This window comes from Arthrobacter sp. B0427-1-12 (genome assembly GCF_059092905.1).
Genome location: NZ_JBNHIC010000002.1, coordinates 164143 through 184387, shown reverse-complemented (window position 1 = coordinate 184387; position 20245 = coordinate 164143). Strand labels below are relative to the sequence as shown.

Sequence of the window (20245 nt, the reverse complement as noted above, 5' to 3'; positions counted from 1 at the left end):
GCTGCACCCGCAGGGCCTATGCACCGTCTCCTGACGCATACGCCCTGCGGACGATTTCCTCCAGTTCCGCCTCGCCGGCCAGATCATGGGGCCGGATGATGGTGTCCGCTGCCACATAGTAGAAGGCGGCCTTGACCTGGTTTACTTCGACGCCTTTCAGCCGCGCCCAGGCCAGGCGGTAGGCAGCCAGCTGTACCGACCGGATACCCAGCTTCGGCTTGGCCGGAGGAAGGCCTGTCTTCCAGTCGACCAGTTCCCAGCTGCCGTCCGGCCCGCGGAAGACCGCGTCAATCCGACCCCGGACGACGACGGTATCCACGCGGGTTTCCACCGGCACCTCGATGAACGCCGGACTCCGCTGGGCCCAGGGTGACGCCTTGAAAGTCCGGATCATCTCCTCAAGCTCGTAGGCCTCGTCCACATACGCATCCGCTGCACCGGGAAACTCATCGATGTCCAGCATGCCGCTGCTGCCGAAATAGTCCTCGACCCACGCATGGAACGCAGTTCCCTTCCGCGCGGCCATGCCCGGCTTCCGGGGAACAGGCCGGCGCAGCCGGCGGGTGACCTCGGCCGGATTGTCCGCCAGTTCCACCAGGAGGGAAGCCGAGATGTGCGCAGGAAGCTGCACGTCGGCACTCTGACTCCGGTCATTGTGCCGGGCGAGCAGGAGTTCCGTTTCCCGGCTCCACCGGTCGGGCGGGAAGACGGCGCCCGCTGCCAGTTCGGCCCGTGCCGCCCGCACGGCCCCCGCTGCCCCTTCCACCTGCGCGCGGCGGCCGGCACCCGGCCGCAGCCGCCTGCCTGTCGTCGCATCCAGCGGACCCTCCAGTGGATCATACGGCCACAAAGCGGTCTCTTCCGCGGCGTTGTTGGGGTTTTCGCTCCCCACGGCCTCGTCGTCGATCCAGGTCCCCCGCTGGGCCGATGCAGCCGGCCCCTCAGCCAGGGGCAGGAGTTCGGCGAGGAATGTCGAGGTGCCAGCGGCGGCAGCACGGGATCCCACCCAGGCCGCGGAACTGCAATGCAGCTCGTGGCGGGCCCGAGTGTAGGCCACATAGGCCAGCCGCCGTTCCTCCAGCTCGCCGTGTGCCTGGCAGTCACCCTTGAAGGCCTTTTCGCTGTCCAGCCAGCCCTTCTGGTCCGGCTGGTCGGTATCCCAGGCCGGCAGCTCCGCGTGATCTCCGCGGAGGGGCCACGGCAGCGCCGAGTTCCCGCTGCTCCAGCGCGAATCCTTGTTCGACGGGAACGCCCCGGCATTCAGCCCCGGAACAAACACCACGTCCCACTCCAGCCCCTTCGAGGCGTGGACGGTCAGCAATTGCACGGCATCATGGCTGACTTCCGTCTGGACGACGTCGAGGCCGCCCTCCTCCGCCGCCGCGGCCTCCAGCCAGCCCAGGAATGCGAGCAGGTCGACGCGCTGCGAGGTCTGCAGGAATCCCGCCGCGGCATCGGTGAAGGCGTCCAGATTCCGCCGGGCCTGGTGGATGCTCACCCCTGGCTTGGATGCAACTTCGATGTCCAGCAGAGTGGCCCGCTCGACCTCACCGATCAGCGTCGTCAGGTCGTCGCCGACGAACGAACGAAGGTGCCTCAGCTCCGCACGAAGGGCTGACAGCCGGGCCAGCGCAGCGTCGGTGAGGCACCGCCCGTGCCGCGAAGTCCACCCCGGCCGCGGCAGCCGGTCGAGGGCCTCGACGAGGCTGGAGCCGTCCACCACGTCATGTTCAATGGTAGGTTCTCCCGCCGGCGGTTCATCGCTGTCGAGGTCCAGCGCTATGTGCTGCCGCGCGGCCGCCTCGCGCTGCCTGGCCAGATGCCTTGACCAGTCCGAGAAGGCCATCAGGTCCGCCGGGCCGAGGCGCCAGCGGGCGCCGGAGAGCAGCCGCATGAGCGAATCGGACCGGGTGGGGTCCGCCAGGACGCGCAGGACGGCCACCAGGTCGACAATCTCGGGGGTGCTGAGCAGGCCGCCCAGCCCCACGATCTCATAGGGGATTCCGCGCTCTTCGAACTCGCGCCGCAGTGGCTCCATCTGGGCCCGCTTGCGGCACAGGACCGCCATGGACGGCAGTTGCCGTGGCGCGCCGGGCTCCTGGGCACCGGGTCCGCGCAGCTGCTGGATCCGGTCGGCGACAGCGGTTGCCTCATCCTTGTCCGAGGCGAACCGGCTCAGCCGAACTCCGCCGGCGGGGGCACCCGGCCGGGCCTGCAGGGCCGGAACGCGGATGCGTCCGGCGCCTGACCCTGTGCCGGTGCCGGCGGATGCGTTGACTGCGGGTCCGTTCAGCGGCGCTGCCACGGCGTTGGCCATGTCCAGGATATTGGTGGAATTTCGCCACGCGGTGGTGAGGAACCGGACGGCTGCCAGTTCCCTGCGCCCTTCAGGCCCCACCCTGGGAAACCTTTCCGGGAACCTGAAGAGCTGGCCGTCGGATGCGCCGCGGAACCCATAGATCGATTGGTTTGGATCCCCCACGGCAGTCACCGCGTGCCCGGCTCCGAAGAGGCGGGAGAACAGCTCCATCTGGGCGTGCGATGTGTCCTGGAACTCGTCGAGCAGCACGACGCGGTAGCGCTGGCGCTCCAGCTGGGCCGCCGCGGGGATGTCGACGGCGATGCGCGCAGCCAGGGACATCAGGTCGCCGAAATCCATGGCGCCCTGGGCACGCTTCGCCCGGATGTAGTGCTGGACAAGTTCCGCGACGGTCGAGCGGGTCCGCAGCCGGTTGACGAGTTTACCGACTTCCTGCGACGGCTTCCGGCTGCTTTCGGAGACGTAGGGCAGGCCGCTGAGCCGTTCCACGGCGTCATCCAACAGGTCCCGTACCTCCTGAGGATCACGGAGGTGTTCCGCGCATTCGGCGGCCAGGTCGATGACCGCCTTGACCAGCGAGGACTTGGCCGCAGTGAAGTGTTCGGCGGCTCCTTCGTAGGACTCGACGATCGTGCTGGCGAGCTGCCACGACTGGGCGGCACCGAGCAGTACCGTGTCCCGTTCGATGCCCAGGCGGAGTCCGTAATCCGCCACGATTCCGCTGGCATAGGAGTGGTACGTCGAGACCTTGGGATCAAGCATCTCGTCGGCCGCTTCCCCGTCCGGCTTCGGCATCAGCCCCTTTCTGGCCAGCAGGGCAAGCTGCGCACGGATGCGTGCGGACAGCTCGCCGGCCGCCTTGCGGGTAAAAGTGACGCCGAGGATTTCCTCCGGCCGGACCCAGCCGTTGGCCACCAGCCAGACCACCCGGTCCGCCATCGTCTTGGTCTTGCCAGACCCGGCGCCGGCCACGACCAGCATCGGCTCCAGCGGAGAGCTGATAATGGCGGCCTGTTCGGCCGTCGGCGGATGTTCTGCGCCCATGAGGCGCGCCAGCTCCGCCGGGCTGAAAGCGGGTTCGGGCAGTTCGCCTGCGGGGGCTTCTTCCTCGACGATCGTCATTCGGTCACCTGTTTTCCTTCGGCGCAGAGAGGGCAGACTTCCGGTACACGGCACCCGTGTCCGCTGCCGGAGTTCCTCCCGGGGTCGTGGCGGGCCAGGAAGCTGTTCCCGGCCATCAGTGCTGCGGCATCCAGCACCTGGTCCCGTGCCCAGGTGTCATCGGGTGCCAGTGGTTCCTGTTCCTGGATCGGTACCTTGACGGCGTCGACGCCGAGCTGGACCAAAGCGGCACCACCGCTTTCCGTCCCCGGCCGCACCTCGTCGAATCCGCCTTCCCGGACCGCCGTCTGGTAGGCGGCCAGCTGCGGATGCTGCGGCATGTCCTTCGCGGTCGGCTTGGATTTGCCGGTCTTGAGGTCGACGATGACCAGCCGGCCCTCTGCGTCGATTTCGAGCCTGTCCACCTGGCCGCGCAGGAGCGCGGTACGGTCGGCGCCCGGTACGGATACTTCGAAGTCCTGCTCGGTGGCCAGCAGGCTGCGGCCTGCCCGGCGCATGAGGATCACGTACTCAGCCAGCTGGCGGACCATCCGTTCGGCCCGCCTGAAGTCCAGCCGTCCCTCCCAGTTGTCCTTCATCCCCAGTGACGGCCAGCGCCGGGTGAGTTCCTCGACGTATTCCGTTCCCGAAGCATCCGGGAGGTCCTGGGCAATACTGTGGACCAGCGTGCCCAGGCTGCGTGCAAAGTCCGTGGCTGCTTCGCCTCCGGCCGCCTGGATGAACCAATCCAGAGGCGATTTGTGCACGGCTTCGACCTTCGACGGCGAAACCGGCACCGGCTGCCCCGGCGCGACGATGCAGTCCGTGGAGCTCAGCGGCAGCAGGCCCCACCACTCGCTGGGATCCGCGCCCCGCACCGGCACGGGGTTTGCCGCCAGCACGGCCAGCTGGCGGGCTGCCGCCGCCGCTTCCTCCGGATCCGTCTGGGCCGTCTGGGCCGCCTGCCGCAGTTCGGCCGTCAGTGCCCGCAGCGTCAGCGGACGGACGACTTCGGTCAGGGGACGCGGCTGCTCGTCGTCTTCCCAAGGATCCACGAGGTCCAGGAACGAAGAGGGTTGGTCATCCTCCGAAGAGACACCGACGCAGAGCAGGTGTTCTCCGGCCCTCGACACCGCGGTGGAGAAGCTGCGCAGCTCGTCATAGCGGATGTCCCGCAGCCGGCTGACAGCACTGACCCGGCGTGCCTCGGTGGAGCCCATTTCGAGGACGTCCACAAGTTCGGTGCTGCCGAGCAGCTCTCCCCGGAGCCTGGTGTTGGGCCAGACGCCGTCCTGCAGGCCGGCCACGATCACCACCGGCCAGGCCCGTCCCGCCGCGCTTGCCGGCGTCAGCAGCTCCACGGCATCGGCGACCTGCGCACGCTGGGCCAGCGTATCCATCGGCAGGTCCTGGTTCAGCAAATAATCCAGGAACTGCTGCGGCGTCGACCCCGGAAGCTGGTCCACGAACCGCTCCGCGGTATGGAACAGGGCCATGATGGCATCCAGATCGCGGTCGGCCCGTACTCCTGCCGGCCCGCCCTCCATCGCAACCCGGGCCCAGTGGTCCGCCAGGCCGGCTGCCTCCCACAGTACCCAAAGCACCGACTCTGCGTTGGCCCCGGCCTCGGCCGCGGCGCGGCGGCCGTCAGCGAGCATGCGGGCTATGCGGCGCGCCGCCTTGGCTTCCCAGCCGAGGGTTTCGAGCGCGCCCGGTTCCGTCAGGGCCTCGACCAGGAGACTGTCACTGCCCCGTCCACCGCCGCCGAGGGCCTCCTCCCTACGCAGCGACTGCCGCAGCCGGCGCAGGTCGATGGCGGTAGCCCCGCCGATCCGGGACGTCAGAAGGCCGACGGCCAGGTCCGGAGTCAGTTCCTTGCTGTCCATTGCGACCGCGAAGGCGTCCAGCAGCGGACGGACCGCTACTTCATCCCGCACCGCATTTTCCGCTACCGGCACACTGACGGGGATTCCCTGGCCGGAGAGATACCGCTGCAGTTCCGCCAGTTTGGCACCGGTGCGCACAATGACCGCGATGTCCGACAGCCTGCGCCCGTCCCTGAGCTGGGCAGCGAGGATCCGCTGGGCGACATACCTGAGCTCGTGGACCGCCGACGGCACGATGTGCGCTTCAGCGAGGCCGGTGCCGCTGCCACCGGCGCAGTCCAGCTGCCGGATCCGGTGTGCCTCGCCCGTCTGGGCAATCCGGCCGGCCACCCTGCCCCAGGCCGCGGCCATTGCCGGACGGAGCCGGTGCGAGGTGGTAAGCACCATCCGGCGTGTTTCGCCCCCGACCGGGGCCAGCAGCCTGGCTGCCTGCGGGACCAGGTCCGGCCGGGCGCCGCGGAAGCCCTGGACAACCGTATCCGGGCAGGCGGTGACGAGAGTGTCCTTCCCCTCTCCGAGTACCGCCAGCAGCTCGTAGATGGCGGGGTTGGCTTCCTGGATGTCGTCGACCAGGATGAGGCCGAGCCGTTGCCTTTCCTCCGCCAGGAAGTCCGGCTGTTCCTGGAACAGCTGGCGGACCGCAGTGATGATGCCGGCTGGGTCGAAGGCTTCGGGCATACGGATGTCGATGAGGTCCCGGTATTCCTGGAACAACTGGGCCGCCGCGGTCCAGTCCGGCCGGCCGTGCTCCTGCCCCAGGAGTGCAAGGTCCGGCGCCGTCAGCCCGTATTCGATGACCCGGTCGAAGAGCTGCCGCAGTTCCTGCCGGAAGCCCCGGGTGGGCAGGGCGGCCTGGAGGTCGTCCGGCCACCGGATTGTGGAACCGAAGCCCGCGTCATGTCCGCGCAGGAGTTCGGTGATGATGTGGTCCTGTTCCGGGCCGGACAGCAGCTTGGGCGCGCGTTCCAGCGCCAGCCTGCCTTCCACTTTGGCCCGGCGCAGCAGATCGAAGGCATATGAAGACCAGGTCCTGGCGGGGGTTGTGCTCAGGCTGCGGTTCAGCCGTCCTGTGAACTGGTCGCGCAGCCGGGCAGCAGCCAGCCGTGTCGGCGCCAGGATGAGCACCGACGATGTTTCCAGCCCGTCCCGTTCGATGCGTGCTACTGCAGATTCCACGAGCACGGTGGACTTGCCGGTTCCGGGCGCTCCAAGGATGAGGGCCGGACCGGAACCGGATGGCAGGTCCACGACCCTCTGCTGGTCGGCGCTCAGCACCGGAGCAGCGCAGACGGCGGCTGCGGGGCGGACCAGCCGGAGTCCCGGCGCTTCCAGGCCTGCGGCAGGGTTTCCGGCAGTGGATCCGGACGCGGTCCCGGCGTTGTCTGCGGTCGTCATCGTCATGGTTCTACTTCAGCAATCCCCTCTGACATTTTTGCCGCGATGGCCTCCAATGCCTCCATATCCCGGACTCCGGGTGTCCAGCGGGCCTGCCGCATGTCCACGCGGTATCCATGGCCCGCATCATCCGGCGTTCCCTTCAGTGCTGTCCGTTCTTCGCGGTAATGGTGCCAGGCTTCCAGCCCATGCCCTTCGGGAGGCAGGCCGCTGGCCCGCACGACGCGCCACCACGGAACGTCCGAGCCGCAGCGGGACAGCACCGCGCCTACCTGACGGGGACCGCCGGCGCCGAGGATCTCCGCAATGTCACCGTAGGACAGCACGCGGGCCGCCGGGATGGCCGCGGCCACATCCAGTACCGCTTCCACATAGTCCCCGCGCATGATCAATACCTTAACCGGGCGGCGGCGCCGTCCCGGCCAGGCACCGGCGGATGTCGCCCCGCGGAAGGTCCCCAGGAACGTCGGAGGCGGCCGATAGCTTGGGAGCATGAACAGTTGGCATGAACTACCCCGCGCAGCATTCGACTTCGAAACCACCGGCAGGGATCCGCACGAGGCCCGGATCGTCACTGCCTCCATCGTACTGGTCAACGGCCGGGGAGACGTGCGCCGCAGCCACGAGTGGCTGGCCGACCCCGGCATTCCCATCCCGGCGGAAGCGGCGGCCATCCACGGGGTCTCCACTGAAAAGGCGCGTGCGGAAGGACTCCCGGCGGCGCAGGTTGCCGCCGAGGTGCTGGAGGTCCTGGCCGGCATGTTCGACGCCGGGGTCCCCGTCATGGCCTTCAACGCCTCCTATGACTTCACTGTCCTCGGGGCTGAGTGCCGCCGCCACGGAATCACTGCATGTACGCCGCTGCCGGTCATCGATCCCTACATCATGGACAAGCAGATGGACCGTTACCGCCGGGGCAAGCGGACCCTGACGGCACTGAGCCAGCATTACGGCGTGCGCTTCGAGAAGGCCCATACTTCCGCCGCCGACGTCATGGCGACCCTCGGCGTTGCTTCTGCGCTGGCCTCCCGGTTCCCGCAGCTGCATGGTGATGCCGTCCGGCTGCATGAAGCCCAGGTGGGATGGGCCGCGGAACAGGCGGCAAGTTTCCAGGATTACCTGCGGCGCCGGAATCCCGATGCTGTGGTCAACGGCTGCTGGCCCCTCCAGCCCGCTCCGGATGCCGCAGCGACGGTAGTGTAGGGACGCGGCAGCAGACGGGGCGTCCATGCCCCGCTGGCCGGATCTCGGAGCCGTCCACGCCTCGATGGTTGTCCCGGTGATGCTCAGTCCCCGTGATGTTCCTGCCGCGTGATTTAATTGCCCAGTGCGTTCCGGCGCCGGCAGCGGCCGGACGGTCCCGAACCCCGGCGGCCCCGGCGGCCGGATCCCCCAGAACAGCCGCGTGCCGCGGATTCCGCCCATCATTGAGGTTGCATGATTACCGTTACCGATCTGCGCAAGGTCTATCACCAGGGCACGCGGGAAGTCGTCGCCCTTGACGGTGTGAGCCTGCAGGTGCCCAAGGGCTCGATCCACGGCATCGTGGGCCACTCGGGTGCCGGGAAGTCCACGCTGGTACGTTGCCTCACCCTGCTCGACCGGCCGACGTCGGGATCCGTCAATATCGATGGGAAGGAACTGACCACCGTCAAGGATACGGAGGTGCGCGCGGCGCGCCGCCGGATCGGTATGGTCTTCCAGCACGCCAATCTGCTTGATTCCCGGACAGCCGCCGGTAATGTCGCGCACCCGATGGAGCTGGTGCGGACGCCCAGGAACAGAATCCGGGACCGGGCCGCGGAGCTGCTGAAGCTCGTGGGACTGGAGGGGTTCGAGGACGCCTATCCTGCGCAGCTGTCCGGCGGGCAGCGGCAGCGTGTCGGCATCGCCAGGGCGCTGGCCGCGGATCCGCATGTGCTGCTCTGTGATGAGCCGACTTCCGCGCTGGATCCGGCGACGACGTCGGAGATCCTCGACCTGATCCAGGATCTGACCAACCGGCTCCAGCTGACGGTGCTGGTCATCACCCATGAAATGTACGTTGTGAAGCGCATCTGCGACTCGGTCTCGCTGCTGGCCAAGGGCAGGATCGTCGAACACGGGCCGCTCAGGGAAGTTGCCGCCGACCTCAACGGCCAGCTGGCCAAATCCCTGATTCCGCTGCCGCCCGCCGCGATCCCCGGCCGCGGGGCGGTCCTGGAGATCTGGTTCTCCGGCGGAACCGCGTCCGAACCCGTGCTGTCCACCATCACCCGCCGGTTCGATGTGGATGTCAATGTCCTGGCCGGCAGCATCGAAACTCTGGCCGGCAGCCAGTTCGGCCGGTTGCGGGTGCAGCTGGCGGATCAGGCTCCGGTAGCGGAAATCATGGCCTATCTCCGGGACCAGGGCGTCGGAGTGGAGGTTGCCGCATGAATTTCCTTGAAGATCTGTTCACCAATCCCGCCCTCACCCAGGCACTGCCGTCGGCAATCGTCGAAACCCTGCAGATGGTCGGCATTTCGACCGTTTTCACGGTACTGATCGGCCTGCCGCTGGGTGTCCTGCTGCACACCTCGGCGCCGGGCGGCCTGCGCCCGATGCCGGTGTTCAACCGGATCGTCTCGGACATCGTCGTCAATATCACCCGTTCGATCCCCTTTGCCATCCTGATGGTGTCGCTCATCCCGCTGGCGCGGCTGATTGTCGGAACGAGCCTGGGGCCCATCGCCGCCTCGGTGTCCCTGACCATCGGTACGATCCCCTTCTTTGCCCGTCTGGTGGAGACCGCTCTGCGCGATGTCCACTCCGGCAAGATAGACGCTGCTCTGGTCATGGGATCCACCAACCTCCAGGTGGTCACCAAAGTGCTCCTGCGGGAGTCCCTGCCCACCCTGATAGCAGCTATGACGACGACGGTGGTCACCCTGGTGGGTTACTCGGCCATGGCCGGCCTCATCGGCGGTGGCGGTCTGGGCCGGCTGGCCTACAACTACGGGTTCCAGCGATTCGACACCACCGTCATGATTGTTACGATCGTGGTCATGGTGGTACTGGTGCAGATCATCCAGGTTGTCGGTGACCAGATCTCCAAGCGCATCGACCATCGCTAGCACCGCCTGCCTCCAGACTTTGCGGGCCTGCGCCCGAAAGAACTGCAGCGAGTAGCCGCTTGCTGCATCATTGCCCGGCGCCGGACCTGTACCCGCCGGGTTGACGTGAAAGGAACGCACTCGATGCGTAAGAAATTCTCCCTTCTGGCAACCGGCGCTGTTGCTGCGTTGGCGCTGACGGCTTGCGGTGGAGGAGACTCCGCCCCCAGCGCCGAAGTCACGACACTCGACCCGCAGAACCCTGTGACGCTGACGGTGGGTGCCAGCCCGGTTCCCCATGCCCGCATCCTGGAGTTCGTCGACACCGAACTGGCAGCCGATGCCGGCCTGGATCTGGAAATCCAGGAAATCGAGGACTTCCAGACGCCGAATACGGCGCTCAGCGATGGCACTCTGGACGCCAACTACTTCCAGCACCAGCCATTCTTCGACCAGCAGGTCCAGGACAAGGGCTACGACTTCGCCCACGGCGAGCCGATCCACATTGAGCCCTACGCCGCCTTCTCTGAAACGGTGGAGGATATCTCCGCGCTCAGTGACGGCGCGCGCGTCGCCATCACGAACGACCCGTCGAACCAGGTCCGTGCCCTCGAGCTTCTGGAGGCAGAAGGCCTGCTCCAGAACATTGAAGCGGATTCCGCGGCGCTGACCCTGACGGACGAGCAGAATCCGAAGAACCTGGAGTTCTCCGAAAACCAGCCCGAACTGCTGGTCAATGACATGCGGGATCCGAGCATCGATATGGCGATCCTCAACGGAAACTACTTCATCGCGGCGGGGCTCAGCGTCGGGGACGCCCTGGCCGTCGAGGACACCCAGTCCAGCCAGTACGGCAACTTCCTGGCCTGGCGCGTCGAAGACGAGGGCAATGCCGCGATCCAGAAGCTGGACGAACTGCTGCACAGCGAAGAGGTCAAGCAGTTCATCACGGAAACCTGGCCCAACGGCGACGTTATTCCGGCCTCCTAGCCGAAGCGGCCCGGCCTCCTGAACCGGTGCCGCCCGGTCAAGGAAACCACGGGAACTGGATGAGCCCCCGGCCATGGCCGGGGGCTCATCCAGTTCCACGCTTTTTGACTCGCTGCTAAGCCTCCGCCGCTAAGCCTCCGCCGCTGCGGCGGCCTTCGCGGCCGCCGGCAGCGCCGTGAAGATGCGGTCCATGGCGGCATCGTCGTGCGCGCTGGACAGGAACCAGGCTTCGAAGACCGACGGCGGCAGGTAGACTCCTGCCTCCAGCATGGCATGGAAGAACGGACCGTAGCGGAAGGCTTCCTGGGCCTGGGCCTGGGCATAGTTGTGCACGCCGGCGGCCGAGGTGCCGAAAGCCACGCTGAACAGATTGCCTGCCCGCTGAATGCTGTGGTCCACGCCGGCCCCGTCCAGTGCCGAGCTGACCGCTGCGGACAGTTCAAGGGACTTGGCGTCGATGTGCTCATACACCGCTGCGGTTGCCGCGGTCAGCGTGGCCACGCCCGCGGCCATGGCGATTGGGTTCCCGGAGAGCGTTCCGGCCTGGTAAACCGGTCCGATCGGGGCAAGGTAGTCCATCACATCGGCCCGGCCGCCCAGTGCGGCGACCGGCATCCCGCCGCCGATAACCTTGCCGAAGGTGAACAGATCGGGCTTCCAGCCCTCAGCGGCACCGGTGAGGCCGTAGTAGCCGCCGGGGCCAACCCGGAAGCCGGTCAGCACCTCGTCCAGGATCAGCAGCGCGCCGTGGCTGGCCGTGAGGTCGGCCAGCTGGGCGTTGAAGCCAGGGTTCGGGGTGACCACGCCCATATTGGCGGGGGCGGCTTCGGTGATGACGGCTGCGATGCTGTCCCCGTGCGTGGCAAAGGCGGCGTGGGCGGCGTCCACGTCGTTGTACGGCAGGACCAGCGTCTCCGCCGCCGTCGCCTCGGTCACGCCGGCCGAGCCCGGCAGCGCGAGGGTGGCCACGCCGGAGCCAGCAGCGGCCAGCAGGCCGTCCTGGTGTCCGTGGTAACAGCCAGCGAACTTGACCACCAGGTTGCGCCCGGTGAAGCCGCGGGCCAGCCGGACCGCCGTCATGGTTGCCTCGGTGCCCGTGGACACCATGCGCAGCCGCTCGACGGCGGGAACGCGTTCCATGACCATCCCGGCGAGCACGGCTTCGTCCGGAGTCGAGGCGCCGAAGGAGAGTCCCCGGTCCACCGCTGCGTGCACGGCTGCGAGCACGTCCGGGTGGGCGTGGCCGACCAGCGCCGGCCCCCACGAGCACACCAGGTCCACATAGTCGCGTCCGTCTGCATCGGTCACATACGGGCCCTTGGCGGAGACAATGAACCGCGGCGTCCCGCCGACCGAGCCGAAAGCGCGGACCGGGGAATTGACGCCGCCGGGCATGAGGGCGCGGGCGCGTTCGAACAGTTCTTCAGAAGTGGTCATTTACTTGCTTTCCTTCAGCCAGGCGGCGAGCTCGCAGGCCCAGTACGTCAAAACCATGTTGGCTCCTGCCCGCTTGATGCTCAGGACCGACTCCTCGACAGCAGCCCTGCGGTCGATCCAGCCGTTGGCGGCCGCGGCTTCGATCATCGCGTACTCGCCGGAAATCTGGTACGCGGCGACCGGGACGGGCGACATGGCGGCAACGTCTGCCAGGATGTCCAGATAGCTCATGGCGGGCTTGACCATCACCATGTCCGCGCCCTCTTCGATGTCGAGTTCGACCTCGAGCAGCGCTTCGCGCCGGTTCGCCGAATCCATCTGGTAGGTGCGGCGGTCCCCCTTGAGCTGGGAATCGACGGCCTCGCGGAAGGGACCGTAGAACGCGGAGGCATACTTGGCCGCGTAGGCGATCTGGGCGACGTCCTGATAGCCGACCGCGTCCAGCGCCTGCCGGATCACGGCCACCTGGCCGTCCATCATGCCGGACGGTCCCAGCACCTTCGCCCCGGCCTCGGCCTGCGCGACGGCCATCCGCCCGTACACCTGCAGCGTGGCGTCATTGTCCACTTCGCCGTTGGTCCCCAGGATGCCGCAATGCCCGTGGTCGGTGAATTCGTCCAGGCACAGATCACTCATGACCACCAGGTCGTCGCCCACCTCGGCGGCGACGTCGCGGATCGCCTGGTTGAGGACGCCTTTGGGATCGCAGCCGGCGCTCCCCTCCGGGTCGCGGGTGGCCGGCACCCCGAACAGCATGATTCCGCCGACGCCCAGTTCGACGGCTTCCGCCGCGGCGCGCTTGAGGGTGTCGGTGGTGTGCTGGACGACGCCGGGCATGGAGGTCAGCGGGACCGGTTCGCTGATCCCCTCCCGGATGAAGGCGGGCAGGATCAGCTCGGCAGGGTCCAGCCGGTGTTCTGCGGTCAGCCGCCGCAGGCCGGCATTGGCACGCAGGCGGCGGGGACGATGGTGGGGAAAGCTCATCTGGGATCCTTCAGTCGTTGTTCTCTCGCCGGGCGCGTTCGACGGCGGCCGCCGCCACGGCATCTGCGACGCCCTCCGGCCCGGGCTCGGTTGCCGTTGCTGCAATGCGCAGGCCAAGCACGCCGGCTTCCGCCTCGGTGGTGCGCCCGATCGCCACCAGCAGCACCCGCGGCGGAACCGGCCCGGCTTCCCGCATCAGGCGCCGTGCGACGCTCGGGGAGGTCAGGACGACCGCGCCCACGCCGCCGGAGGCGGCAAGGGAAGCAAACTGCGCGGGCGTCAGCATGTCGACGGCGGCACCCTCCGTCCCGGTCTGGCCACTGGCGTCGGCCGGCGGCGCAGGCACCGTCAGGCGCCTGTCCTGGGCAGCCGGATAGTCCACGGTGCGATAGGCCACCACCGGCAGCACCTGCCAGCCCTTGTCCATCAAGCCCTTGAAGATGGTGTCCGCGGCGAGGTCCGACTGCGGCAGCAGCACCGCCGTGGATGTCGGCGTTCCTACCGGGTTGTCCTCCGGCACCGGCCAGCCTTCGACGAGCCCGCGCGCGGACTGTTCGCTGTCGGGGACCAGGTCCACCGGGACGCCCTCGGCTTCAAGCGCCTGCCGGCTGGTCTCCCCCACGGCAGCTACCTTGGTCAGTTCCGGAACCATTTCCGCCAGGGTTGCGCCTTTGGCCTGCGCACGCTCCTTCAGGGCGCGGACCGTGGTGATGCTGGTGATGATGAGCCAGGCGAACCGCCCCTCAGCCAGCAGCCCCAAGGCCTGGTCGAGTTCGGACACATCGGCCAGCGCTTCGAAGTCGATCAGCGGCATCAGCAGCGGACGGGCGCCGCGGCGCCGGAATTCGGCCACCATGCCCGCCGAGCGGTCCGCGCCGCGCGGCAGAACCACCGTCAGCCCTGCCAGGGCGTTGTGCTCATGCGGCGGCACTGAATCGACCGGGGGTTGCCCGTGCCTGTGTGCCGGCATGATCAGTGGACCGCCAGATCGGCCAGTTCGGCCGCGCCGGCCTCCAGCAGGCGCTCTGCCAGCCGGATGCCGAGTCGCAGTGCCGCGTCGCCGGTCAGCTCCGCGGTGGATTCGGACCGGCGCAGCAGCCTGGCTCCGTCCTCGCTGCAGACCACCGCCTCCAGCGTCAGCGAGCCATCCGCGATCCGGGCCAACGCCCCCACGGGCGCGGCACATCCGGCTTCCAGACGCGCCAGCAGCGACCGTTCCGCGGTCACCGCAAGCCGCGTGTCGGCGTCGTCATAATCCCGTAGGGCCGCGGCCAGCGGACCGTCGCCAGTGGAATCCGCCGTGCGGCATTCCACCGCGAGCGCCCCCTGCCCGGGCGCCGGCAGCATGATCGCCGGATCCAGGAACTCGGTGACAGTTTCCAGCCGGTCCAGCCGCGTCAGGCCGGCGGCGGCCAGGACGACGGCGTCAAGGTCGCCCTGCTTGCCTTCGATCCGTTCCGCACCGGGCACCATTCCGGACACCCGTCCCAGCCGGGTGTCCACGTTGCCGCGGATATCCACGACCTCGATGTCCGGCCGCGCGGCGCGCAGCTGCGCGGCGCGGCGCGGCGAACCTGTGCCGATCCGCGCTCCGGCCGGCAGCTCTGCCAGTGTCAGGCCGTCGCGGGCGCACAGCACGTCCCGCATGTCCACGCGCGGCGGGATCGCTGCGACGGTCAGGCCGTCGGCCTGGCCGGTGGGCAGGTCCTTAAGGGAATGCACGGCAATATCGCAGCGGCCGGCCAGCAGCGCCTCGCGCAGTGCAGCGACGAAGACCCCGGTGCCGCCCAGCTGGGACAACGGTCCGGTCTTGACGTCGCCTTCGGTCCTGATGCGGACCAGTTCCACCGCGAAACCGCCCAGATGTGACAGACGCTCGGCCACCATACCGGTCTGGGTCAGCGCCAGGGCGCTGCCCCGGGTGCCGACCCGCACGGTGAATTCCGGGGCGGGCCGGTCCGGATCGGCCATGTCCACGGTGGACTCGTCTGGTTGTTGGGTCACTTCACGCAAGGCTTCACTCCGACGGTCGAGTCCTCGCCGGCGATCGTGGGCTTGGGCCCGCGGAGGTTTGCGCAGCAGTTGGTGCGGCAAACATCGAACCATGGCCCCAGCGAGGTAACGGCCGGCCGGTCCGCAATGTTGTTTTCCACTGTACGCTCGCAAACCAAATCGACCAGGCCCGCCACGAACCTGCGGTGCGTGCCGGGCGTCGGAACGCGTTCGGCGACCAGGCCCAGCTCCGCGCAGGTGTCCTTCGCCTCGGTGTCCAGGTCCCAGACCACCTCCATATGGTCGCTGACGAAGCCCAGCGGAACCATGACGACGCCCTTGACGCCCTTGCCGGCGAGTTCGGTGAGCGCATCATTGATGTCCGGTTCCAGCCAGGGCACGTGCGGCGATCCGCTGCGGGACTGGTACACCAGGGACCAGTCGACGCCGGCGGCTTCCGGGACGCGTTCCAGCACGGCCTGCGCCGTGGCCAGGTGCTGCGCGACGTACGCGCTGCCGCCGTCGTATTCCTCGCCCTCGGGCAGCCGGGGACCGGCTGCCGCCGCATCGGCCATCGGAATGGAGTGTGTGCAGAACAGGATGTGGATGGGACCGGCTTTCGGGCCGGCCGCAGCCAGCCCCTCGCGGACCTTGGCCAGGCCGTCGGCCAGGCCCTCCACGAACGGCGCCACGAAACCGGGATGGTCGAAGTACTGCCGCACCTTGTCCAGCTCCAGCTTCCCGGCCAGCCCGGTCTCCTCCAGCGCCATGCCGAAGTCCTCGCGGTACTGGCGGCAGCTCGAATAGCTGGCATACGCGCTGGTGGTGACGGCCAGGATCCGGCGGTGGCCGGCGTCGTAGGCTTCCCGGAGCACATCGGCGACGAAGGGCTGCGAGTTGCGGTTTCCCCAGAGCACCGGAAGCCCGATCCCGCGGGCGGCCAGTTCCGCCTCCAGCGCGGCCTTCAGCGCGCGGTTCTGCGAGTTGATCGGACTGACGCCGCCGAAGGCACGGTAGTGGTGGGCCACCTCCTCGAGCCGCTCGTCCGGGATGTCCCGGCCGCGGGTCACGTGGCGCAGGAACGGGATGACCTCGTCCTGCCCCTCGGGACCGCCGAAGGAGGCCAGGAGGATGGCATCGTACGCCTTCGGCGCCATGCGGCCGTGCTCGTCGACACCTGCCAAGGGGTCGAACCCGGGGGTGTCCAGGGACTGTTCGGTCACTGCAGGACCTCGGCGATCTCCTTCGTGGAAATCCGGCGGCCGGTGTAGAACGGGATTTCCTCACGCACGTGATTGCGGGCATCGGTGGCGCGCAGGTGGCGCATAAGGTCCACCAGATCCACCAGCTCGGGCGCTTCCAGGCCCAGGATCCATTCCCAGTCGCCGAGCGCGAAGGAGGACACAGTGTTGGAGAGGACCTGCGGGAAATCGCGGCCCAGCATGCCGTGGTCACGCAGCATCTTGCCGCGCTCCTCGGCCGGCAGGAGGTACCACTCATAGGAGCGCACGAAGGGGTAGACACACAGCCAGGTGCTGGGCGCAACGCCGCGGGAATAGGCCGGGGAATGGCTCTTGGCGAATTCCGCCTCCCGGTGGACGCCCATCGCGGACCAGACGATTTCCGTGTTGGCGAACAGGCCCGAGCGGCGGATCCGGCGCACAGCCGCCTGCAGCTCCTCCGGCTTGGGCCCGTGCAGCCAGACCATGATGTCCGCATCGGCGCGCATCGCGGACACATCGTAGGCACCCCGCAGGGTCACGCCGGCAGCGGCCAGTTCCGCCGTCAGCTCATCGAAGGCGCCGACCGCGCCGCTGCGGTCCGCCTCCCCCAGACGCTTGAACACCGTCCACAGGGTGAAGAACTGTTCTTCTGATTCATTGGAAATGGTCTGGTTTCCGCCCAAAGTCTCACTCATGATTAACAGTCTGCCTCCTGGCTATGGCTAAGTCGAAACAGCATTATTCTACAGCGTGTAGAACTTATTCCGGGGATGTCTGCGGCCCGCCGTCCGGACGTTCAGCAGCGGTTGCCGGCGCGTCGTCGGCCAGCGCCGCTTCCGCCGTCCCGGCCGGGCTTCCGGCCGCCGCTGCCGGCGTCAGGGCCGCGGCCCGCCGGCGGGTATCGCTGACCACTGAGACCAGCCCCGTACCGGCCAGCCAGGCGCCCACCACCTGCAGTCCGGGCACTGCTGCGACAAGCCCCCGAACCTTCGCGACGCGTTCCTGGTGGCCGACGGCGGCAAACGGCAAGGCACCGACCCAGCGGACCACGTCCCATCCGACGACGTCGGCGTCGGTGATCTTCACGCCCAGCAGGGCCGAAGCATCGGCCAGGGCCTGCAGGTACAGGTTCCCGTCGCTGCGCGAGTCAGGTCCGGCTCCGGAGCCGGCTCCCGACCGCCCGTAGGACAGCCGCAGCACATGGTTGCTGGGGCCGGCCGCGTCGGCCAGCCACTGCCACTTCGCCGTTGCGTGGGTCATCGCCTTGGCTTCAACGCCCTGCGTTTCCTCTGCCACCAGCACGCCGGTGCCGCGGGGATGGGAATCCAGTTCCGGCAGGTCGACCACCAGTGTCACCAGCGCCACGCCGGGCCCGGGTTCCGGCTTCAGCTCCGCCAGGCCCGGCACCAGCGGCTCCAGCAGGTCGACGGCGGTCCCGCCGTCGGTGGCCACCACCAGCGCATCCGCAGCATACTCGCGCCCGCCGGCGGCGATCAGCCACCGGGATGCAGGCCGCGTGCCGTGTGCGGCAGTTTCCGGGCCGGGGCCTGCCAGCTTGGAACCTGCCGGGCCGGGGCCTCCCGGGCCGGGGCTCCCGGTACCTGCAGCATCCGCCCCCGCCGCCGTGACCAGGCCGCCGGTCTGGTCAACCACCGTGACGGCGCCTGCCGACTCCTGCCCTGGCTTCGGCGCTGGTTCCTGCGACACGGCACTCCCGTCACCGCCTCGCCGGACACCCTCGACCGCAACCTCCGTGAGCAGCCGGACGCCGAGCCCGCGCAGGGCCGCGGCGAGCGCATTGGTCAGTTCACCCATGCCGCCGGCCAGCCCCGCGACCGCGGAGCCTGCCGGTGCCGCCGCGCGCATCGCTGCCACTGCGGCTCCGAGCGAGCCATGCTCGGCCATGGCCGCACGCAGTCCGGGTGCCACTGAATCCACATCGAGCAGGTCCGGATCGGCCGAATAGACGCCGGCAACCACCGGCGCCACCAGATTGCGCAGCACCTGCTCGCCCATCCGGGTCCGGACCACCTCGCCCAGGCTCACCCGGTCCTTCTTCAGCAGGCTGCCCATCGGGCGGACCCGGTCCAGGGCCGCACGGACCGAGCCGGCCTTGCCGATGGCGCGCACGATCGCCGGATCCGCCGGATCCGAGGGTATCCCCAGGATCCCGGTCCGCGGCAGCGGCTGGGCACCGCCCGCCAGGCTGCCGCCCTTGACCGGCAGCTGGATCCATGCCCCCTGCGGATTCGGCGCCTGGATGCGTTCGGCCAGGCCCAGTTCGGCGATCAGGTCAGCCACAGCCTCCGAGCGGGTGGAGAAGGATTCGGCGCCGCTGTCGAGCGTCAGCCCGGCAACTTCGTGCTGCCCGACGCAGCCGCCCAGCGCCCTGCTGCGTTCCAGCACGGTGACTGCATAGCCGGCCCTGGCCAGCTCAAGGGCGGCCACCAGTCCGGAGATTCCGCCACCGATTACGACGGCACCGGGCCTGGTTTCCGCCGTCGCCCGCCCGGGCCGGTGGAGACCCGGCAGGTGGGGGACCTGCAGGTGCGGCCGGTGGCCCTTGGCGGCGCCGGTTTTATCCGCTTTGTCTGCCTTGTCGGCCTTGTTTACCTTGCCTGCATTGGGCATCTGCTGACTCCGGTTTAGTCTGCTGTTGCTGGCCGGCATCGCTATGGCTCGATCGAGTGGATGAGCTCAACAATCCGCGTCAGCACGTCTGGATCCGCGTGCGGCGGCACACCGTGGCCGAGGTTGACCACGTGTCCGGGCGCTGCGGCGCCGGCTTCGACCACCCCACGGACATGCGCTTCGAGCACCTCCCACGGCGCGGACAGCAGCGCCGGGTCGATGTTCCCCTGCAGCACGGTGGCGCCGCCGAGCCTGCGGTTCGCCTCGTCCAGCGGCAGACGGTAGTCGACCCCCACAACGTCGGCGCCGACGTCGCGCATGGCTGCCAGCAGTTCCGAGGTTCCGGTGCCGAAATGGACCAACGGCGCTCCCAGTCCGCGCACGTGGTCCAGCGCCCGGGCCGACGCCGGCGCAACGTGCTCCGTGTAGTCCGCCAGACCGAGGGAACCGGCCCACGAGTCGAAGAGCTGGCCGGCGCTGGCACCTGCCTCCAACTGTGCGCGCAGGAACTTGCCGGATGCATCCGCCGCCCAGCTGGTCAGCGCCTGCCACGTGCCGGGGTCCGCATGCATCATGGTCCGCGGTCCCAGGTGGTCGCGCGACGGCCTGCCCTCGACCATGTAGGCCGCTAGGGTAAAAGGAGCTCCGGCAAAGCCGATCAGCGGCTTGGTCCCCAGCTCAGCCACCGCCAGGCCGACGGCCTCCCGGATCGGATCCAGGGCCTCCTCGGTCAGCTCCGGCAGCGCCGCGACATCCTCGGCGGTGCGGATCGGGGTTCCCAGCACCGGCCCGACACCGGGAACGATGTCGACATCCACGCCGGCCAGTCTGAGCGGAATCACGATGTCCGAGAAAAAGATACCTGCATCGACGTCGTGCCGCCGGACCGGCTGGAGGGTGATCTCGGCGGCCAGCGCCGGATCCAGGCAGGAATCGAGCATCGCGATGCCCGCGCGGATCTTGCGGTACTCAGGCAGGGAACGGCCGGCCTGGCGCATGAACCACACAGGACGACGGCTCGGTTTCCTGCCCCGGTAGGCGGTAATCAGTGGGGAATCTGCCGTGCGGCCGTCCATCAGGGGGTGGGATGCGCTAAGAGTCATAGCTCGATTCTGCCCAAGAACCCCCGCACATGGTTAACGCAAGGTCCCGCCGGCACACTGTACGTGGCCGGAATCACCGCGGAACGGACCCCTGACTAAGGCGAGCCTA

15 protein-coding genes are annotated in these 20245 nt (G+C 68.5%); 4 read left to right on the top strand and 11 right to left on the bottom strand.

Annotated elements, in window-relative coordinates; translation table 11 throughout:
- Window positions 1-16: 16 nt before the first annotated feature.
- The 3 genes from AC5RWU_RS03070 to AC5RWU_RS03060 are packed head-to-tail and all read right to left on the bottom strand — an operon-like array spanning window position 17 to window position 7088.
- Window positions 17-3442: an ATP-dependent helicase gene (locus AC5RWU_RS03070; RefSeq protein ID WP_494028007.1), complete on the bottom strand. Its 3426-nt coding sequence runs from the start codon at window positions 3440-3442 to the stop codon at window positions 17-19.
- The gene (locus tag AC5RWU_RS03065; RefSeq protein WP_494028008.1) at window positions 3439-6708 is read right to left on the bottom strand and encodes an ATP-dependent helicase; all 3270 of its coding nucleotides are present in this window, start codon (window positions 6706-6708) and stop codon (window positions 3439-3441) included. The genes AC5RWU_RS03070 and AC5RWU_RS03065 overlap by 4 nt, the downstream gene beginning before the upstream one ends.
- Window positions 6705-7088, bottom strand: coding sequence for an MGMT family protein (locus AC5RWU_RS03060; protein ID WP_494028009.1), 384 nt, complete (start codon window positions 7086-7088; stop codon window positions 6705-6707). Before AC5RWU_RS03060 ends, AC5RWU_RS03065 begins: the two co-directional genes overlap by 4 nt.
- A gap of 106 nt (window positions 7089-7194) precedes the next feature.
- Here AC5RWU_RS03060 and AC5RWU_RS03055 point away from each other — a divergent pair, with 106 nt between their 5' ends.
- From AC5RWU_RS03055 to AC5RWU_RS03040, 4 genes are all read left to right on the top strand, one after another.
- Complete coding sequence (locus tag AC5RWU_RS03055; protein WP_494028010.1) at window positions 7195-7905, top strand: 3'-5' exonuclease; 711 nt, start codon at window positions 7195-7197, stop codon at window positions 7903-7905.
- A 234-nt stretch (window positions 7906-8139) separates the two neighbouring features.
- Window positions 8140-9120, top strand: coding sequence for a methionine ABC transporter ATP-binding protein (locus AC5RWU_RS03050; protein ID WP_494028011.1), 981 nt, complete (start codon window positions 8140-8142; stop codon window positions 9118-9120).
- Entirely contained in the window at window positions 9117-9797 is a 681-nt protein-coding gene (locus AC5RWU_RS03045) for a methionine ABC transporter permease (protein WP_494028012.1), read from the top strand. The genes AC5RWU_RS03050 and AC5RWU_RS03045 overlap by 4 nt, the downstream gene beginning before the upstream one ends.
- Window positions 9798-9920: 123 nt before the next feature.
- Window positions 9921-10766: a MetQ/NlpA family ABC transporter substrate-binding protein gene (locus tag AC5RWU_RS03040; RefSeq protein ID WP_494028013.1), complete on the top strand. Its 846-nt coding sequence runs from the start codon at window positions 9921-9923 to the stop codon at window positions 10764-10766.
- Window positions 10767-10895: 129 nt separating this feature from the next.
- Here AC5RWU_RS03040 and hemL read toward each other — a convergent pair whose 3' ends face one another.
- The 8 genes from hemL to hemE all read right to left on the bottom strand — a co-directional run bounded on the left by hemL (window position 10896) and on the right by hemE (window position 20136).
- Entirely contained in the window at window positions 10896-12203 is a 1308-nt protein-coding gene (hemL, locus tag AC5RWU_RS03035) for a glutamate-1-semialdehyde 2,1-aminomutase (RefSeq protein WP_494028014.1), read from the bottom strand.
- The gene (gene hemB, locus AC5RWU_RS03030) at window positions 12204-13187 is read right to left on the bottom strand and encodes a porphobilinogen synthase (protein ID WP_494028015.1); all 984 of its coding nucleotides are present in this window, start codon (window positions 13185-13187) and stop codon (window positions 12204-12206) included.
- A gap of 10 nt (window positions 13188-13197) precedes the next feature.
- The gene (locus tag AC5RWU_RS03025; RefSeq protein ID WP_494036894.1) at window positions 13198-14118 is read right to left on the bottom strand and encodes a uroporphyrinogen-III synthase; all 921 of its coding nucleotides are present in this window, start codon (window positions 14116-14118) and stop codon (window positions 13198-13200) included.
- A 41-nt stretch (window positions 14119-14159) separates the two neighbouring features.
- A complete protein-coding gene (gene hemC, locus AC5RWU_RS03020; RefSeq protein ID WP_494028138.1) occupies window positions 14160-15158 on the bottom strand; it encodes a hydroxymethylbilane synthase in 999 nt (332 codons plus the stop codon).
- A gap of 29 nt (window positions 15159-15187) precedes the next feature.
- On the bottom strand, window positions 15188-16336 hold the full coding sequence (locus AC5RWU_RS03015; protein ID WP_494028139.1) for a ferrochelatase: 1149 nt from the start codon (window positions 16334-16336) through the stop codon (window positions 15188-15190).
- A 62-nt stretch (window positions 16337-16398) separates the two neighbouring features.
- Window positions 16399-17097 carry a hydrogen peroxide-dependent heme synthase gene (hemQ, locus tag AC5RWU_RS03010; RefSeq protein ID WP_494028017.1) on the bottom strand — a complete coding sequence of 233 codons (699 nt, stop codon included), beginning with the start codon at window positions 17095-17097 and terminating at the stop codon, window positions 16399-16401.
- Between the two features lie 64 nt (window positions 17098-17161).
- Window positions 17162-19033: a protoporphyrinogen/coproporphyrinogen oxidase gene (locus AC5RWU_RS03005; protein WP_494028018.1), complete on the bottom strand. Its 1872-nt coding sequence runs from the start codon at window positions 19031-19033 to the stop codon at window positions 17162-17164.
- A gap of 41 nt (window positions 19034-19074) precedes the next feature.
- The gene (gene hemE, locus AC5RWU_RS03000; RefSeq protein ID WP_494028019.1) at window positions 19075-20136 is read right to left on the bottom strand and encodes a uroporphyrinogen decarboxylase; all 1062 of its coding nucleotides are present in this window, start codon (window positions 20134-20136) and stop codon (window positions 19075-19077) included.
- Window positions 20137-20245: the final 109 nt, after the last annotated feature.

Bases quoted from the DNA above. Each gene is read 5' to 3' on its own strand.
- AC5RWU_RS03070 (WP_494028007.1), bottom strand. From the start codon at position 3,442: ATGACGATCGTCGAGGAAGAAGCCCCCGCAGGCGAACTGCCCGAACCC.
- AC5RWU_RS03065 (WP_494028008.1), bottom strand. From the start codon at position 6,708: ATGACGATGACGACCGCAGACAACGCCGGGACCGCGTCCGGATCCACT.
- AC5RWU_RS03060 (WP_494028009.1), bottom strand. From the start codon at position 7,088: ATGCGCGGGGACTATGTGGAAGCGGTACTGGATGTGGCCGCGGCCATC.
- AC5RWU_RS03055 (WP_494028010.1), top strand. From the start codon at position 7,195: ATGAACAGTTGGCATGAACTACCCCGCGCAGCATTCGACTTCGAAACC.
- AC5RWU_RS03050 (WP_494028011.1), top strand. From the start codon at position 8,140: ATGATTACCGTTACCGATCTGCGCAAGGTCTATCACCAGGGCACGCGG.
- AC5RWU_RS03045 (WP_494028012.1), top strand. From the start codon at position 9,117: ATGAATTTCCTTGAAGATCTGTTCACCAATCCCGCCCTCACCCAGGCA.
- AC5RWU_RS03040 (WP_494028013.1), top strand. From the start codon at position 9,921: ATGCGTAAGAAATTCTCCCTTCTGGCAACCGGCGCTGTTGCTGCGTTG.
- hemL (WP_494028014.1), bottom strand. From the start codon at position 12,203: ATGACCACTTCTGAAGAACTGTTCGAACGCGCCCGCGCCCTCATGCCC.
- hemB (WP_494028015.1), bottom strand. From the start codon at position 13,187: ATGAGCTTTCCCCACCATCGTCCCCGCCGCCTGCGTGCCAATGCCGGC.
- hemC (WP_494028138.1), bottom strand. From the start codon at position 15,158: ATGGCCGATCCGGACCGGCCCGCCCCGGAATTCACCGTGCGGGTCGGC.
- AC5RWU_RS03015 (WP_494028139.1), bottom strand. From the start codon at position 16,336: ATGGCGCCGAAGGCGTACGATGCCATCCTCCTGGCCTCCTTCGGCGGT.
- hemQ (WP_494028017.1), bottom strand. From the start codon at position 17,097: ATGAGTGAGACTTTGGGCGGAAACCAGACCATTTCCAATGAATCAGAA.
- AC5RWU_RS03005 (WP_494028018.1), bottom strand. From the start codon at position 19,033: ATGCCCAATGCAGGCAAGGTAAACAAGGCCGACAAGGCAGACAAAGCG.
- hemE (WP_494028019.1), bottom strand. From the start codon at position 20,136: ATGACTCTTAGCGCATCCCACCCCCTGATGGACGGCCGCACGGCAGAT.